Raw genomic sequence first — 14,686 nt, 5'->3', positions numbered from 1 at the left:
AGACTTTAATTTGGCACAAAATTCAAAACGGTGGTGGGTGCTCATTTGCGTGGGCGTCATCACGTTCATGAGTGACCTGGACGCTAGCATCGTTAATGTCGCACTGCCGGTGATCAACCGGTCGCTGCACATTACCATGAGTTTATCGGAACTGCTGATTTCCGTTTACCTTGTTGTCATCTGCGTGTGTTTGCTGCCGTTTGGCAAGCTGGGGGATTCAGTAGGTAAAATCAAAATCTTTAAAATCGGGATGGTGGTGTTCACATTAGGATCACTGCTTTGCGGCATTAGTACTGCGTTTGGCATGCTGCTAACTGCTCGGGCCATTCAGGCGGTTGGCGCAGCGATGACGATGAGCACCAATAACGGCATCATTACTGAAACCTTTTCGACTGGGGAACGCGGCCAGGCACTTGGCTGGATCGGGTCGTTTGTGGCGCTTGGCATGATTGCCGGGCCCGGTGTCGGTGGCGTGATTCTCAACAGTTTTCCCTGGGAGGCTATTTTTTGGATCAACGTGCCGATCGGTGTCGCGATGGTGATTCTCGGCTTGATTGTGTTGCCCAGAAATAAAACGATGCAAGTCACTCAGTTTGATGGTCTTGGCACCATTCTGGTTAGCGTTGGCATCATTGGCGTGTTCACCTACCTGTATGGCGGCCGGCAATTTGGCTACGCAAACGCGGCGTTGCTTGTATTCCTCGTGGCCGCCCTGCTGGCTATTGTGGGCTTTGTTGGCTATGAACGGCACACCAGCACGCCATCGATTGACCTTAGCATTTTTAAGTCATTTCACTTTTCGGTCGGCGTTGGCACCGCCATTCTTATTTTTATCGCTAATAACTTTTACATGGTGCTGACACCATTTTATCTGGAAAATGCGCGGCATCTTGGCCCGAACATTGTCGGTTATATGATGATGGCGCTCCCGTTGGTGCAGGTGATCATTGCACCGATTTCTGGCCGGCTGTCAGACCGGTTTGGCGCGCTGAAAATTTCCGTGGTGGGACTCGGCATCATTCTGGTGACACAGGTGTTGTTTGCCCACGTGACACTGCAAACGATGCTCGTCAGCTACTGTAGTTTTATTGGCCTTCTTGGTCTTGGCAACGCCATTTTCCAGTCGCCAAATAACGCGATGATCATGGGCGCTGTCCCAAGCAACCAGTTAGGGATTGCTGGCAGCGTTAACGCGTTGGCGCGCAACCTTGGGATGGTGCTGGGCAACAGTGGATCTACTGGTTGGGCAGCGCCCTGGTTTTAGTTGCGGTTGGCATTTCGTTGGCGCGCAATCTGATCAAGCGGCAAAGCGCGTCACACGATTTGGGTTGCACTCGGTCTAACGGGTAGCTATAATTAAAGGTTCGCTATCTAAAAGATCGAGGAGAAAACGATGTCGGAAATGAAATTACGCTGGCTTGCCGTGGCGGCCATGATCAATAATTTAGGAATGAGTTTTGTGTGGCCGCTGACCAGTGTGTATCTGCATAATCAATTACATCAATCGCTGACGGTTATTGGGGTCGTACTGTTAGTGAACTCGCTGACGGGCGTTGCTGGCAGTACGTTGAGCGGCGTGCTCTACGATGGCCATAACCCATTTAAGTTGCTGCGGGGCGCCGCTATCATTTTGCTGGGCGTCATGGTTGGCCTGACACTCTGGCACGGTTGGCCAATCTTTCCCGTGTGGTTAGCCATCGAGGGCTTTCTGGCTGGGTGGATTCAAGCGCAGATCAACGCCATTGGTACAAGCATTCATAGTACGGCGTCCAAACGCGTGTTTAACACCCTCTACCTCTTTCAAAATTTAGGTGTGGTCATCGGCAGTTCCATGGTTGGCTTTCTGTACGATATCAACGTGGCCTTATTGTTCGCGGTGGCCGCCGTGCTGTTCGTCATTTTCTTGATCATTTTGCAGCTGACCTTTCAGCCCGTCAATCGTCAAACGACCAGTCACCTTGAGACTGCGCAGAATGTGGCGCAACCTTCCGCGTATCCGCGAGCCAACCGGATCATGGTCTACATCGGTTTTTTGACGCTGTTTACGATCTGGGTCATGTACCAGCAGTGGGTGTCAAACGTCTCTGTTTACATGACGCACTTGGGGTTTGCGCTTTCACAATACAGTATTTTATGGACGATCAATGCCACGGGCATCGTGCTGATTCAGATGGGCTTGAACTTGTTGCCGAGCCATTGGATCACCGAACGGATGCAGATTACCTTTGGGATGGTCATGTTTATCCTATCCTTCATCGTGCTCTCCTTTGCCCACCAGTACGCTGAGTTTGTGAGCGCCATGATTTTACTGACGATTGGCGAGTCGACCATGTTTCCAGCTATTCCGGCGTTAGTTAATCAACTCAGTGATGGGTCACGAAAAGGAAAGTATCAGGGGATGCTCAACGCATTGATTTCTGCTGGACGGGCAGTTGGACCGTTGATTGGCGGGATAATCATTGAAGCAACTTCCTACACGTGGTTGTTTAGAAGTGCGGTTGCGCTCTATGTACTGCTCCTGGTCATACTCCTTGTCAGCTTTGCGTTTGTGATGCATCGGACTGTGAACTATGAGGATTAAAACGCAAAATAAAAAAGCGTTCATCTTTGCTGGATGAGCGCTTTTTTATTTTGAAATTAAGGGTAATGCGTTAAATGAGACGCTTTTCTAACTCAGTCGATATATCCTGCATCCGTTCAGCAATCGCTGCCGTGCGTTCGGAAATATCTTCGTTGCGTTGCATCAAAACGGCCATGCTGGCAAGAATATCGTGCCGGTAATTCCGAATGCCCACAGCCACACAGTTGATGTCTGGGGATTGGCCGCCGAGATCGTATGACAAGTTGTCCTGGCGCGTTTTGGTCAGGTCACGATTGAGGTCATGAACCTGACTGACAGAAAGTTTGTTGGATTCGTGCAGTTGATCCAGGTATACCGAGAGTTCGGCAGGTAAAAAGCTGCTAAGGAGAATCTTCCCGGCGGCGGTATTGTACAGAAAGTCGTCGGTGGATGTCGGCACCTGTTTATGTTGCGTCAGATCAGCCTGAATTTTAGCGATGTAGTGGACGTGCTGGTCCTGAAGAATAGTTAAGTAGATGTCTTCGCCAAACTCGTTGCAAACGACCTGCAGGTAAGGTTTAAGCACCCGCGTGAGCTTGTCGTTAGACAGTGGTTTAACTTAACGAATGAATTTTGAACCAATTGAATAGCCGCTTGAAAGTGGGTTTTTATACAGCATATCAGTCTGACAGAGCGTTTCAGCAATGCCGAACAACGTGGTCTTAGAGATGCCTAAATGATCACTAAGTTCACTAATTTTAGTTTCCGGCCGGTCCGCCAGATAATCCAAGATCCTGGTGGCCCGCTCAACGGATTGAATGGGTTTGGTCATGTGGGGAGTCCTCCAAAGTAGAGTGTGGAGCAGGGCGGTTAAGGGGCGGTGTGTAAGGGACTCTGGCAGAAATGCCTGAACTTGGCATTTCTGCCAGAGTCCCTTACACGTTAGCCCCTTGCCCTGCGGAACACGTTTCGGCAATATAACCGAGAAAGCGCGATACAAATAAGGTAAATTAAGTGGAAAAAACAATAGTATTTTTGCCAGAGTTGCTTACACAGGAGCCCTCTGCCTGCAAAACACGTTTTAGCAATAAAACCGAAAAAGCAATCAACAAAAAGCCTAAAGCCAACACGCACAGCAATGCCCTATACATCACTGCAAAGTATCAGCTACTCCAGTTTAAATCCTTGCTGCTTCACCAGTGTAGCAAGATCCGCACGCACATTAAGGTCGCGAGACAACTCGCGCGCCAAGTGGTGGCTAAAGTTTTCCTGCTTGGTATGACTATCGCGTTGCTGGTAGTAAGCAGTAAGCTCGTCATCGTAGGCGGTCAACTGAGCAGCAAAATCATCAGGTAGGTTGTAGGTATCTGTAAAGTGCATCATTGATTGCGGCATCCGCGGTTTGAGGTCGGGCATACCTGCTGGGTGACCCACCGCTATCCCGAGTAGTGGAAAGGTCAACTCTGGCAGATTCAGTAACGCAATGACCTTGCCAGCGTTGTTTAAGATACTGCCCATAATGGTGCTGCCCAGGCCAAGACTTTCGGCAGCGACCACAATGTTTTCAGTTGCGATTGCGGCATCAAAAACGCTCGCAAGAAACTTGTCCGTTGAGTGCAATAGTGCCGTGTCGCGACCCGCTGACTTCGTGATCTGCAAGTTGCGGTACTGATCGGCAACCATGATGAAGTAGTGGCCACTGTTTTTCATCCATGCGTGGCCAGTAATAGACGCCAACGCTTGAATCGTTTCAGCATCGGTGACACTGATAATGGAATACTGCTGTGAAAAGGTGCTGGTCGGCGCATGTTGGGCGGCGTCGACCAGCGTGCTGATTTCAGTATCAGTCAGCGCGACATCGGTAAATTGGCGGATGCTGCGATGATTGTTAAGTTGGTCTAGAATTGGGTTGGTCAAGATGGCACCTCGCTACAGGTTGAGCAGTTGCACGCGGACAACGAGTTTGTTGTAAATGCGGCTTTCGTCGGCCGGAACACCACGAAGCTCGTAGTCGGCGACGAATGGGGCGTCGAATTGTTCACAGTAACGGCGGGCGGTTAAACAATATTGCTCGTTAAAGTTTCGGTTACCGCTGCCGACAACACCAATCAACTGGTCAGCGTTGTCGTGGTAGGCAATGTATTCGCCCATCACGTTGGTCATGAGTTCCTTGACCCCGGTGTCGATGCCGTTGCCGCCATCTAAGTAGGTTGGGACAAAGCAGAAGTAGGGGGTCGTTTCGTCTGCAAAGTCAGATTCTTCTGAAATTTCAGTTGCTTCGATCGTTGGTAATACCTTGTTTTTAAGGTTCTGCGCCATGGCATACCGGGTCAGGTGTTCAACAAAGTTACGGGTGTTGCCCGCAATGGAAATGTATAAAATACGAATTGGGTCCATCTTGGTTAGCCTCCAGGGGGTCGATAAATTGTGGATTGAAATATGATCTTAATGATATGAGATACTATATTTAGTGTTACAATTTTTATTGTACTCTAAAATTATTAAAGGTGTTAGCGGAACTTAATAACAACAAGAAGCCGGGGTGAGCCAGAGTGACAGAAAAACAAGATTTGCGGGTTCGTCGCACAAACGAACAGATCGAACGGGCCTTTTTCCTATTATTAAAGAAGCGGGAATTTAAAACAATTACCGTTCAGGACATATCGAAGACAGCTAAAATTGGGCGTTCTACCTTTTATAGCCACTATTACGACAAGTACGATCTCCTTGAACAACTCGTGAATTATTATACAGGTGTGTTTGAAGACATCGTGAACCAACGTTTCAGTATACATACACCAGAAATTGGGTCCAACACGGTAAAGGTCTTGATTCTGGCTCTGACCCAGTACCGGGATATTCTGTTGCAACTCTTTGATATCCACACGGAATCCGCTGATCTGGAGCGCAACTTCCAAGAAATCTTACGTAAAACGGCCCAGGCATACTTCGATCACATTGATCTGGCAGGTAAGACAGGCTTACCACTGGAATATTTGAGTGACCTGTATTCAAGCAACGTGATGTTGTTTTTGCTGTGGCAGCTGCGTAACGGGAAGAACGATGCGGTGATTCAGTTTGGGGATCGGTTGCAGGAGTTTGTGTTGAATCCGTAGAGAGTGTGGAGCAGGGCGGTTAAGGGGCAGAATATAAGGGGCTCTGGCAGAAATCCCCGGTTTTGGGATTTGTGATAGAGTCCCTTATATGGCCGCCCCTTGCCCTGCGGAGCACGTTTCGGCAATATCACCGAGAAAGCGTAATGCCAATAAGGTAAATCTAGGCGAAAAATCAATGGCATTTTTGCCAGAGTTGCTTACACAGGAGCCCTCTGCCGAACACGTTTAGGCTGCGAGGCCTAGAAGGTATAGCTTCAGTAATCTCATGAATATAATGTAGCGTCAAACCAGTAAACATAACCAAGAAAACGACCTCAAGCTAAGATTTTATATAGAATCTTGCCTGAGGTCGTTTTTGAGTTTATATAGAGATGCTAAAGGTTTATTGGCGGCAGTTTTGTGGCGTTTTTATGCCATATCGCCTAAGTTTGGTTCGGAATGTTCTGCTAGATCTGTGCTTCTAGTTTTCATAGACTAAACGTGTTTCGCGAGGCAAGGGGCTAACGTGTAACGGACTCTAACAAAAATGCCAAACCCAGGCATTTCCGTTAGAGTCCGTTACACACCGCCCCTTACCGCCTCGCTACACACTCTGCACAAATGCCCACAACAACCTCACCCCATACCCAATCATGATCACCCCGCAGACGCGGTTGATCATGACCAGGATCCTGAGATTGATTTTTGCCTTCAACAAGTTGAAAATGGTGGTTAATGAATTGAACCAAATGAATGAAGAAATCATCACGCCAATTAGGAAGATGTCGCCAGCGGTTCCTGGCAGTGACGCTCGAAAGGCCCCTAGCAGCAGCGTGCCGTCTAGGATTGCTTGCGGGTTTAGCCACGCAATCGTAAAGGCTGCGATGACGACCTTGCGATAACTAAAGGATTCTGGTTCGCTTATTGTTTGGCTATCGCTGCCCTTATCCCTGAGTAGTGAGATGCCCATATAGGCGACGAGACCACCGCCGATGAGCCATAAGCCTTGTTTGATAATGGGAAAGACTTTCAGCAACTGGCCGACACCAAGAAAACAGGCGAGGGATAGCGAAATATCAAAGAAAATGACGATAATGGTTGTGATATAAGCCTTATGGCGTGGTTGTTTTAGCGCCGTATTAATGACGTAGAGGTTTTGCATGCCGATTGGTGCCACGTAGGCAAGGCCAAATAATAGGCCCTTAATAAGATTGATCATAGGAACTCCTTTATGAGACACGAAAGGGTGTGGAAAATGGGACAACGTATTGAACTGAATTGGGTGCCGGATTCAACGGCGACTATTCCGATGTACCAGCAAATTATCAGTTATTTTTTGGCGCGGATCCAGACAGGCGACTGGTTGATTGGCGACCAACTGCCCACACAGCGGCAATTGGCAGCTCAGTTTGGTGTTAATCGCAGTACCATTTCACAGGCCATAACGATTCTGTTGGCAGATGGGGTGCTCACGACTGACCATGGTGCTGGTACTCGAATCGCCAGTAACAGTTGGTCCGTGATGATGGCACATGACCCCATGAATTGGCAGGATTATATTTCGTCTGGCGAATTTGTTGCCAACCAGCCTGTGATTCAGCGGATCAATGATCTGGAAGGCCGTGGCGACCTGATTCGGATGAGTACTGGCGAATTAGGGCCTGACCTCTATCCCAAGGCGTTTATCCAGCGAGCGATGCGCCAAGCGGCTGACCAACTTACTAACTTGAACTACTTGCCGCCGCTTGGATTGCAGGCACTACGGGAGGCACTGGTTCAACGGCTCAGTAAATGGGGCATCGTGACCACACCGGATAACGTGCTGATCACCTCGGGATCGTTACAGTCCTTGCAGTTGATTGCGGTTTCTCTGCTGGAAAAGGGTGCGACGGTGTACACCACACCAGCGAGTTATTTGAAATCCTTGCGTGTTTTGCAGTCGGTGAACGCCCAGTTTTCGGAATTACCGGTCGACGATAATGGGCCGCAATATTGGCACATTAAGCCAACGACCCACCAGCGACTGCTGTATACGATCCCGACGTTTGATAATCCGGGCGGCACCGTGATGGATGCTCAGCGACGGCAGGACCTCCTGCAGTTTGCTAAAACGCATCAGCTGCCAATCATCGAGGACACAGCTTACCAGGATATTTGGCTGGATGAGCGACCACCGCAACCCTTGAAGGCAAACGACATTGCAGGAAATGTCCTCTACTTGGGGTCAATCTCAAAGTCGCTGGCGCCGGGGATGCGGTTAGGCTGGCTGGTTGGCTCTAGTGCGATTATCAAACGATTGGCGGATGTTAAAATGCAGACGGATTATGGTGCCAGTTCACTGTCCCAACAGGTGCTGACCGCTATTTTCGCCGATGCTGACTATGAAGCCTATCTTACAGAAATGCGCGCTGCAATTCGGGTTCGACGCGATAATGCACAGCGCGAATTGGAACGGCAGCTCGGCGATGTTGCGACCTGGAACCGACCAAGTGGCGGCTTTTATATCTGGGTGACGCTGACACCGGAGATATCAGTCACGAAACTGTTTAACGATGCCGTCGAAGCCGGGGTCTTGCTTAATCCTGGTGTAGTTTACGATAGTCATGCCACCCAGCAGATTCGGCTGTCATATGGATATGAAACTTCGGAACGGTTCACCGAGGGACTGACGATTATCGCTGAGTTGATTCATCAACAGTTGCGTTGACCCAACCAAATTTTTCGTGTCATGGTTAATTTGATTGAGAGCGTGGTTAATCATAACAGCATACTAAGGACGACAACCCAACCAAGAGTGACGTTTACAACCAACCAAAAAACACCCAAGCCAGCTGAGACTGACCTGGGTGTTTTTTAATCGTCATCCTCGTCGTCATCTTCTGGCGGCATGTCCTTTGGATCATGGACAGTGACTTCAAACCAGTTGATAAACGAATTTTCGTAATCGAGAACTTTAAAGTCGAAGTTAGCGACTTTGATGATGTCACCCTGTTTCAAATCGGGGTGATTATCAATCATGGAACCAGCAATTGTGACGATGTCGTTTGTTTCAAATTCTTTCAAATCGGTATCAAAATAGCGTTCGAAATCGTAAGTCGTCATTTTCCCGCTGACTTGGTACTTGCCATTAGGTTGTTTGAAAATATCTTCAGTTGACGAATCATCAATTTCATCCCGGACAGTCCCGAAGAGTTCTTCGTAAATATCCTTATCCGTGATGATGCCGGAAGTCCCACCATACTCATCCACAACGACCACGATTGGGGTGCGTTTACGGATCATGTTTTGCAGGACTTCTGTGATTGGCGTTGATTCCGGCGTTGTCGAAATATTCCGCAACAGTTTATCAATGTGAATGTCAGAATTAACTTGTTGTTGCCGAATGAGGTCGTAGTTGTAGACGTAACCCAGGATCTTATCCTTGTCGTTGTCTGCCACGACAGGCTGGCGGCTAAACTTCTCTTGCAGATAGACATTGATGGCCGTTTTAACGGAGGTCGTGATGTCGATCACCACCAGCGCCGTTCGGTCGATCATGATATCCTTAGCCACTTTGTCGTTTAATTCGAAGGCCCGTTGCATGTAAACATAGTCGTTCTTCTCAAGTTCCCCACCTTCAACGGCGTTTCGCGACAGGCTCAAAATTTCCGCCTGTGAGAAGACCTCATCACTTTCGTCCGCTACGGGAAATCCTAACAGTTTGACGACGCCGCTGGCTGAGACGTTTAACAACCAAACGAACGGGTAGAACAGAATATGGAAATAATGCAGCGGCGTTGTGACCCAGCGCAGCACCTGCATTGGCATGTCGATCGAAATGTTCTTCGGCACGATTTCCGTAAAGACAACTTCCAGGTAAGTTAGTAGGAGGACCCCCACGACCGCGCCAATTGCATGAGCAGTGGCGCCACCTGGATTCGTGTGGGTAATATTTAGCAGATCGATTAAAATGGCAGAAAGTGTGGATTCCCCAAGCCAACCTAAAATAATGCCGGCTACTGAAACCCCAACTTGTGTCGTCGATAGGTATTCGTTAAGGTTCGTGACCATCTTCAGCGAGCGCTTTAGACGGGCTTTTGAGCCTTCTCCGTTGTCCAGTGCCTCTTCAAGGGCGCTGGGTCTGGTTTGAACCAGAGCAAATTCGCAAGCCACGAAAAACGCAGCAAAACAGAAAGTGATTAAAATAACAATTAAATTGATAATTATCTGACCACTATCCAAAGATTCATTCCTCATTTCGTAAAAGCATATAGTTGTAAAACTACCATTTATTATACCGCGTTGTTAGTTGTTTTTTAAGTAGTGTTTGCATTAATCAGGGAAAATACTGATGGGGTGTTTGGGATGAAGTGGGGAGTCCAACATATAGCTGGGGGTGTGTTTGGGTTGGGGGTGAAATTTGGGTGGTGGTTTTGTTGGTGTGGTGTTTTTTATGTAAAAAGGCCTTCAGTAATCTCGGGATTGAGATTGGCTGGAGGTCTTTATTTGAACTGAACTGGTTTTTGTTTTGTGGTAATTTGTTTGAAGTAGGGTGAGGCTACGGCTTTCTTGGAATCGTAGCGGAAACGCGCTCCACAAGGCTGAGGGCTACTGCATAAGCTAACTCTGGCAAAAATGCCAAACCCGGGCATTTCTGCCAGAGTTAGCTTACGCTCCGCCCTCAAAACGCCTTGTTCCACGCTCTAATTCGTAATATTCTTCTCGATCTCATCCAAACTACCATCAACGATCTTCAACCCAAGCGCCTTGCCCAGCACGTGGAGGGCATCGTCTCTTGTCTTGACTTGATCCATATCAAAGATGATTGCGTCAATGTCGCCGCCGACGTAGTCAAAGTCTTCGTAGTAGATGAACCGGTCTGCCTGTTTTGCCAGGAAGTACTCGTCCATTTTCTTGCCGAACGCATCTGCCCACTGCAGGTCCTTCATCTCTGGAATATCGTTGCGTGTGATGTAGCCTTGCTTGGCAATCAGGTCAGCAGCTTTCTCGATCGTTTCATCGGAAAAGTCGTAGGTCGGCTCAGTAACCGTGGCGCCCTCTGCTTTTTTGTCTGCCATAAATAAGATCTCCTTTGTTTTAATAGACACCTTTATCTTAGCACTGAAAGCGGATACTAGCGCAATAAAAGTTCAGGGCTGCAAATCGGCAGGTGGGGCTCGGTAACAAGCTGCGCAAAATCACGCTATAAAACTAGCACTAATTTGCCAAATCTAGGTCTGAATATAAGAACCTTATTCGTGGCTTGTGCGACCAATTTATAAAATATCATAGGCAACGTCATTTCTCACAGAAACCATCACATGCCACCCTCAGAAAGAAATCACAAATAAATGCCTTGATAAGTAAAACAATTAACGTCCCAAAAGGAGGTTCATTAAAGGGTGTCACCTGTTTTTGCTGGTCAGTTAATGCCAAAATGCTTGTGAAATTAGTGGCCACATTACGTCGAGTAACCTTAGTGAATTCTAATGGACATTTTTGTAAAATAAGTATAATAAATAACTAAAAACGCCGTTAGAATACGATTTACCGGGTTAATTAATCTGCACGATATCAGTCGATTAAACGTTTACAATTCACAAACGCGGTGGTATGATTCTGGTGTGAACTTAATAACAAACATTTTATGAGGAGCGTTTATACCATGAAAGAGAACTTCGATTTCTTAATGCCAAGTGTTAACTTCTTTGGTAAAGGTGTCATTGAAAAGATTGGCGATCGTGCCAAGATGTTGAACATGAAGAAGCCATTGATCGTAACGGACAAATTCCTGCGCGGTATGGATAACGGCCCAGTTGCCCAAACCTTAGCTTCATTGGACGCTGCCGGTGTGACCTACGCCATTTATGATGGTGTAGAACCAAACCCTAAAGTTCGCAACATTAAAGCTGCAAAACAAGTATACTTAGACGAAAACTGTGACAGTATCATCACTGTTGGTGGTGGTTCATCTCATGACTGTGGGAAAGGTACCGGTATCATTTTGACTAATGGCGATGATATCACCAAGTTAGCCGGGATCGAAACTTTGGAAAACCCATTACCACCATTGATGGCTGTTAACACCACTGCCGGGACTGCTTCAGAATTGACCCGTCACTGTGTGATCACGAACGAAGAAACAAAGCTGAAGTTCGTTGTTGTTTCATGGCGTAACATTCCGTTGGTATCCTTCAACGACCCAATGTTGATGTTGGCTGTGCCAGCTGGCTTAACTGCTGCTACTGGTATGGATACGTTCGTTCAATTGATCGAACCATACGTGTCAACCAACCGTAACGAAATCACTGACGGTCAATGTATCGAAGGTATCAAGCTTTGTGAAGAAGCCCTTCGTGATGCCGTTGCTAACGGCCACAATGTTGAAGCCCGTACTAAGATGGTCGAAGCCGAAATGCTCGGTGGGATGGCTTTCAACAACGCTGACTTAGGCTACGTTCATGCCATGGCTCACCAATTGGGTGGTCAATACGATGCCCCTCATGGTGTCTGCTGTGCCATCTTGTTGCCAATCGTTGAAAAGTACAACATCGTGGCTTGCCCAGAACGGTTTGCTGAATTGGCTAAGTACATGGGTGAAAACACCGATGGCTTATCAACACGCGACGCTGCTGACTTGTCAATCAAGGCAATGCGTCAAATGGCCGATGATTGCAACATCCCACGTAGCATCAAGGCAATCGGTGCAAAGCCAGAAGACTTTGAATTGATGGCTGAAAATGCATTGAAGGACGGCAACGCATTCTCAAACCCTCGTAAGGGGACTAAAGAAGAAATTGTGAAGTTGTTCCAGGAAGCTTATGACGCAGAATAGAGCGTAAAAAGGGACGGTTAGCCCCCAGAGCGTAAGCTAAATAAAAAGAAGACCCCTGAACTTGGGGTCTTCTTTTTATTTAGCTTACGTGGCCGGGGGCTGTCCCTTTTTGCGCGTTTCGGCTATGTGAGAGAGAACCACAGTAAAAAACAAGGTCCCTGAACTTGGGATCTTGTTTTTATTTAGCATACGTGGCCGGGGGTGCCCCTTTTTGCGCGTTTCGGCTATGTAGAAGAGACCCATAGAAAGCATAACCAATCAAACATACTTTCAAATACCAACAAAATACCCAAAATGAATTACCTTTAGTTGAGTGAGAAGAACTTCACGAGTATCCTAGATACTATAATTTCCATCACAGAAGGGAGGCCACACCATGCGGCCGAAGTACTGGCATCGCCGGCGACGGTGGGTGCACTTTACCATGTTTATGCTGGGCGTCATCCTCATTGTCCTGTTGGTCAATCTTCTCCTGGTACAATTTGCACCCCAGATTCATGCAATCGAATCCTTTAACACGGCCACGCGTCAGCAGTTTTGGAATACAGTTCGAGCCAACCAAGCTAGGCCTTCCACGCTGGTACTCGTTTTTCTGCTCATTACCACGTTGTCGGCAGTTCCTGGTTTCCCTGTTTCAGCAGCCTGTGTCCTGATTGGCGCCATTTACGGGGCTTCATGGGGCTGGCTGATCAATCTACTAGGTATCGCAGCTGGTAATCTGATCACGTTTAGTGTGTTGCAACGGTGGGGACTTTCCCGTTGGACGCAGAAACATGATTTTCGGCTCATTGACCGGATCTCCAATATGCGGGCACCACGCGTGGGCCTGACAATTGGCTACGCGGTACCTATGTTACCGACACTGTTCGTCAATTTTACAGCCGTGAATTTAAAATTAACCATGCGTGAAATTTTACTACCAATGCTTGTTGGCACGTTACCAGTTGCCATTATTTACGCAATGGGTGGCCATCTGATCAGTAACGGCAATATGACGATTGGCATCATTGTGATCCTAGCGGTTTGTCTGTTAGTTGTGCTGACAAAGCGGATCAAGAAACGTGAAGCCACAGAATAGCGCGTTGGTTAGGCAGTCACCCTCAGTTTCTCAAAAGGTGTTTCGACAAAACCTATCAATAACTCATAAAACCCCCAGATACAACATTCAATTCGGAATTTGTATCTGGGGGTTTTAATATGGCTGCTTATTTAAACTTCATTATTGTAAAAACAACTCAACTTGACCAGCACACTCTTCAGGCCGGTCCAGCCAAGGCATATGACCGGCATCTTTGACTAGATGGAACCGATTATCAGGCAGGGCGTTTCCAATTTCACGTCCCTTATCAACGGAGGCAAACGTATCGTTTTCACCCCATAACATCAGTGTTGGGCATTGAATCTGAGCCAGATCGGCGGCCTTGATCTCATACTTAGGGTTTACCGTCAGGGTCTTAAGCAACGATAACGTAGAAACACTGTAGTTTGGTAAGTGCTCAAAGCGCAGGTAGGCTTCACGCAGTTCATTCGGCAAGGTTGCCAGAGTTTCCTTGTTAGTGCCCATCAGTTTCAAGCCGTTGAATGCCTGATCTTGATTCTTAGGAATGAGGCGCTTTGAAACGATTTTATCGAGACCGGGCAGTGTAAGCACCTTAAGTGGCGCCGGCGTCTTCCCCAGCATCACGCGGCCTGGGTTGCCAATTAAAATTAACTTGCTGACACGTTCCGGATGCGCCAGAGCGTACCAGAGTGCCCAGTGGCAGCCCATTGAGTGGGCCATGATTGGCACCCGGTCTAGGTGAAGGTCGTTTAAAACGGTATCGATAGTGTCGACGACAAACTGGCGGATGTCAGGTAATTTCGTCAGGTCAATACCGTCACTAAGTCCGCCACCAGGGCGGTTAAAAAGGTAGAAATGGTGGTTGCCCATATGACCAATGAGACTACTGAAAGGGAAACCGTCGCCCGTGTTACCGGGAACGATGAAGATGGGTGTTCCGGATCCGATTTCGGTCACGCGTACGCGCATGTCTGAATCCGGCAACTGATAGTATGTGTCAGTCCCGGTAAGGTTATACACGTTAAAGAGGGCCGCTTCAGCTTGCTTGGCAGTCTTGAATTCTGGCGAGTTGTGGTCTAAAAGTGGTTGTTTAAAGGTTGTTTTTGTCATAAAAATCATCTCGTTTTTAGTGGTTATGATATGATACATTTGTATCG

The 14,686-nt window shown here is 47.7% G+C and carries 14 protein-coding genes; 6 read left to right on the top strand and 8 right to left on the bottom strand.

The genetic code is table 11. From position 1 onward, the window contains the following. The first annotated feature begins 10 nt into the window (after nucleotides 1-10). Both AYR61_RS03640 and AYR61_RS03635 read left to right on the top strand, forming a co-directional pair. On the top strand, nucleotides 11-1,264 hold the full coding sequence (locus tag AYR61_RS03640) for an MFS transporter (protein WP_065901736.1): 1,254 nt from the start codon (nucleotides 11-13) through the stop codon (nucleotides 1,262-1,264). A 138-nt stretch (nucleotides 1,265-1,402) separates the two neighbouring features. Beyond that, complete coding sequence (locus AYR61_RS03635; protein WP_191982275.1) at nucleotides 1,403-2,581, top strand: MDR family MFS transporter; 1,179 nt, start codon at nucleotides 1,403-1,405, stop codon at nucleotides 2,579-2,581. Between the two features lie 70 nt (nucleotides 2,582-2,651). Here the strand turns inward: AYR61_RS03635 and AYR61_RS03630 are convergent, their stop codons facing one another. From AYR61_RS03630 to nrdI, 4 genes are all read right to left on the bottom strand, one after another. Then, the gene (locus AYR61_RS03630) at nucleotides 2,652-3,170 is read right to left on the bottom strand and encodes an IclR family transcriptional regulator domain-containing protein (protein WP_083215466.1); all 519 of its coding nucleotides are present in this window, start codon (nucleotides 3,168-3,170) and stop codon (nucleotides 2,652-2,654) included. Nucleotides 3,171-3,179: 9 nt separating this feature from the next. After that, nucleotides 3,180-3,392 carry a helix-turn-helix domain-containing protein gene (locus tag AYR61_RS03625; RefSeq protein WP_054710597.1) on the bottom strand — a complete coding sequence of 71 codons (213 nt, stop codon included), beginning with the start codon at nucleotides 3,390-3,392 and terminating at the stop codon, nucleotides 3,180-3,182. 335 nt (nucleotides 3,393-3,727) lie between these two features. Then, nucleotides 3,728-4,477 (bottom strand): NADPH-dependent oxidoreductase, encoded by a 750-nt coding sequence (locus AYR61_RS03620; RefSeq protein WP_054710595.1) that lies wholly within the window; start codon nucleotides 4,475-4,477, stop codon nucleotides 3,728-3,730. 12 nt (nucleotides 4,478-4,489) lie between these two features. After that, entirely contained in the window at nucleotides 4,490-4,957 is a 468-nt protein-coding gene (gene nrdI, locus AYR61_RS03615; protein WP_065901730.1) for a class Ib ribonucleoside-diphosphate reductase assembly flavoprotein NrdI, read from the bottom strand. Between the two features lie 155 nt (nucleotides 4,958-5,112). Here nrdI and AYR61_RS03610 point away from each other — a divergent pair, with 155 nt between their 5' ends. Next, a complete protein-coding gene (locus AYR61_RS03610) occupies nucleotides 5,113-5,676 on the top strand; it encodes a TetR/AcrR family transcriptional regulator (protein ID WP_054710593.1) in 564 nt (187 codons plus the stop codon). 583 nt (nucleotides 5,677-6,259) lie between these two features. Here AYR61_RS03610 and AYR61_RS03605 read toward each other — a convergent pair. Continuing rightward, nucleotides 6,260-6,874, bottom strand: a complete 615-nt coding sequence (locus AYR61_RS03605) for a LysE/ArgO family amino acid transporter (protein ID WP_056987178.1) — start codon at nucleotides 6,872-6,874, stop codon at nucleotides 6,260-6,262. A 36-nt stretch (nucleotides 6,875-6,910) separates the two neighbouring features. Here AYR61_RS03605 and AYR61_RS03600 point away from each other — a divergent pair, with 36 nt between their 5' ends. Beyond that, entirely contained in the window at nucleotides 6,911-8,362 is a 1,452-nt protein-coding gene (locus AYR61_RS03600; RefSeq protein ID WP_225353201.1) for an aminotransferase-like domain-containing protein, read from the top strand. Between the two features lie 146 nt (nucleotides 8,363-8,508). Here the strand turns inward: AYR61_RS03600 and AYR61_RS03595 are convergent, their stop codons facing one another. Both AYR61_RS03595 and AYR61_RS03590 read right to left on the bottom strand, forming a co-directional pair. After that, nucleotides 8,509-9,891, bottom strand: a complete 1,383-nt coding sequence (locus AYR61_RS03595; protein ID WP_065901726.1) for a hemolysin family protein — start codon at nucleotides 9,889-9,891, stop codon at nucleotides 8,509-8,511. Nucleotides 9,892-10,337: 446 nt separating this feature from the next. Further along, a complete protein-coding gene (locus tag AYR61_RS03590) occupies nucleotides 10,338-10,712 on the bottom strand; it encodes a hypothetical protein (RefSeq protein ID WP_054710587.1) in 375 nt (124 codons plus the stop codon). Between the two features lie 587 nt (nucleotides 10,713-11,299). On the opposite strand from AYR61_RS03590, the gene AYR61_RS03585 reads away from it, so the two are divergent. Together AYR61_RS03585 and AYR61_RS03580 are read left to right on the top strand one after the other, a co-directional pair. Beyond that, a complete protein-coding gene (locus AYR61_RS03585) occupies nucleotides 11,300-12,469 on the top strand; it encodes an iron-containing alcohol dehydrogenase (RefSeq protein ID WP_065901718.1) in 1,170 nt (389 codons plus the stop codon). A 376-nt stretch (nucleotides 12,470-12,845) separates the two neighbouring features. After that, nucleotides 12,846-13,547, top strand: coding sequence for a TVP38/TMEM64 family protein (locus AYR61_RS03580; RefSeq protein ID WP_054710583.1), 702 nt, complete (start codon nucleotides 12,846-12,848; stop codon nucleotides 13,545-13,547). A 141-nt stretch (nucleotides 13,548-13,688) separates the two neighbouring features. Here AYR61_RS03580 and AYR61_RS03575 read toward each other — a convergent pair whose 3' ends face one another. Next, nucleotides 13,689-14,639, bottom strand: a complete 951-nt coding sequence (locus tag AYR61_RS03575; RefSeq protein ID WP_065901716.1) for an alpha/beta fold hydrolase — start codon at nucleotides 14,637-14,639, stop codon at nucleotides 13,689-13,691. Between the last annotated feature and the right edge of the window lie 47 nt (nucleotides 14,640-14,686).

This window comes from Secundilactobacillus paracollinoides (assembly GCF_001702155.1).
Classification (GTDB): Bacteria; Bacillota; Bacilli; order Lactobacillales; family Lactobacillaceae; genus Secundilactobacillus; species Secundilactobacillus paracollinoides.
The sequence above is the reverse complement of the archived record's forward strand: the minus strand, read 5'-3'. Positions and strand labels throughout refer to the sequence as shown.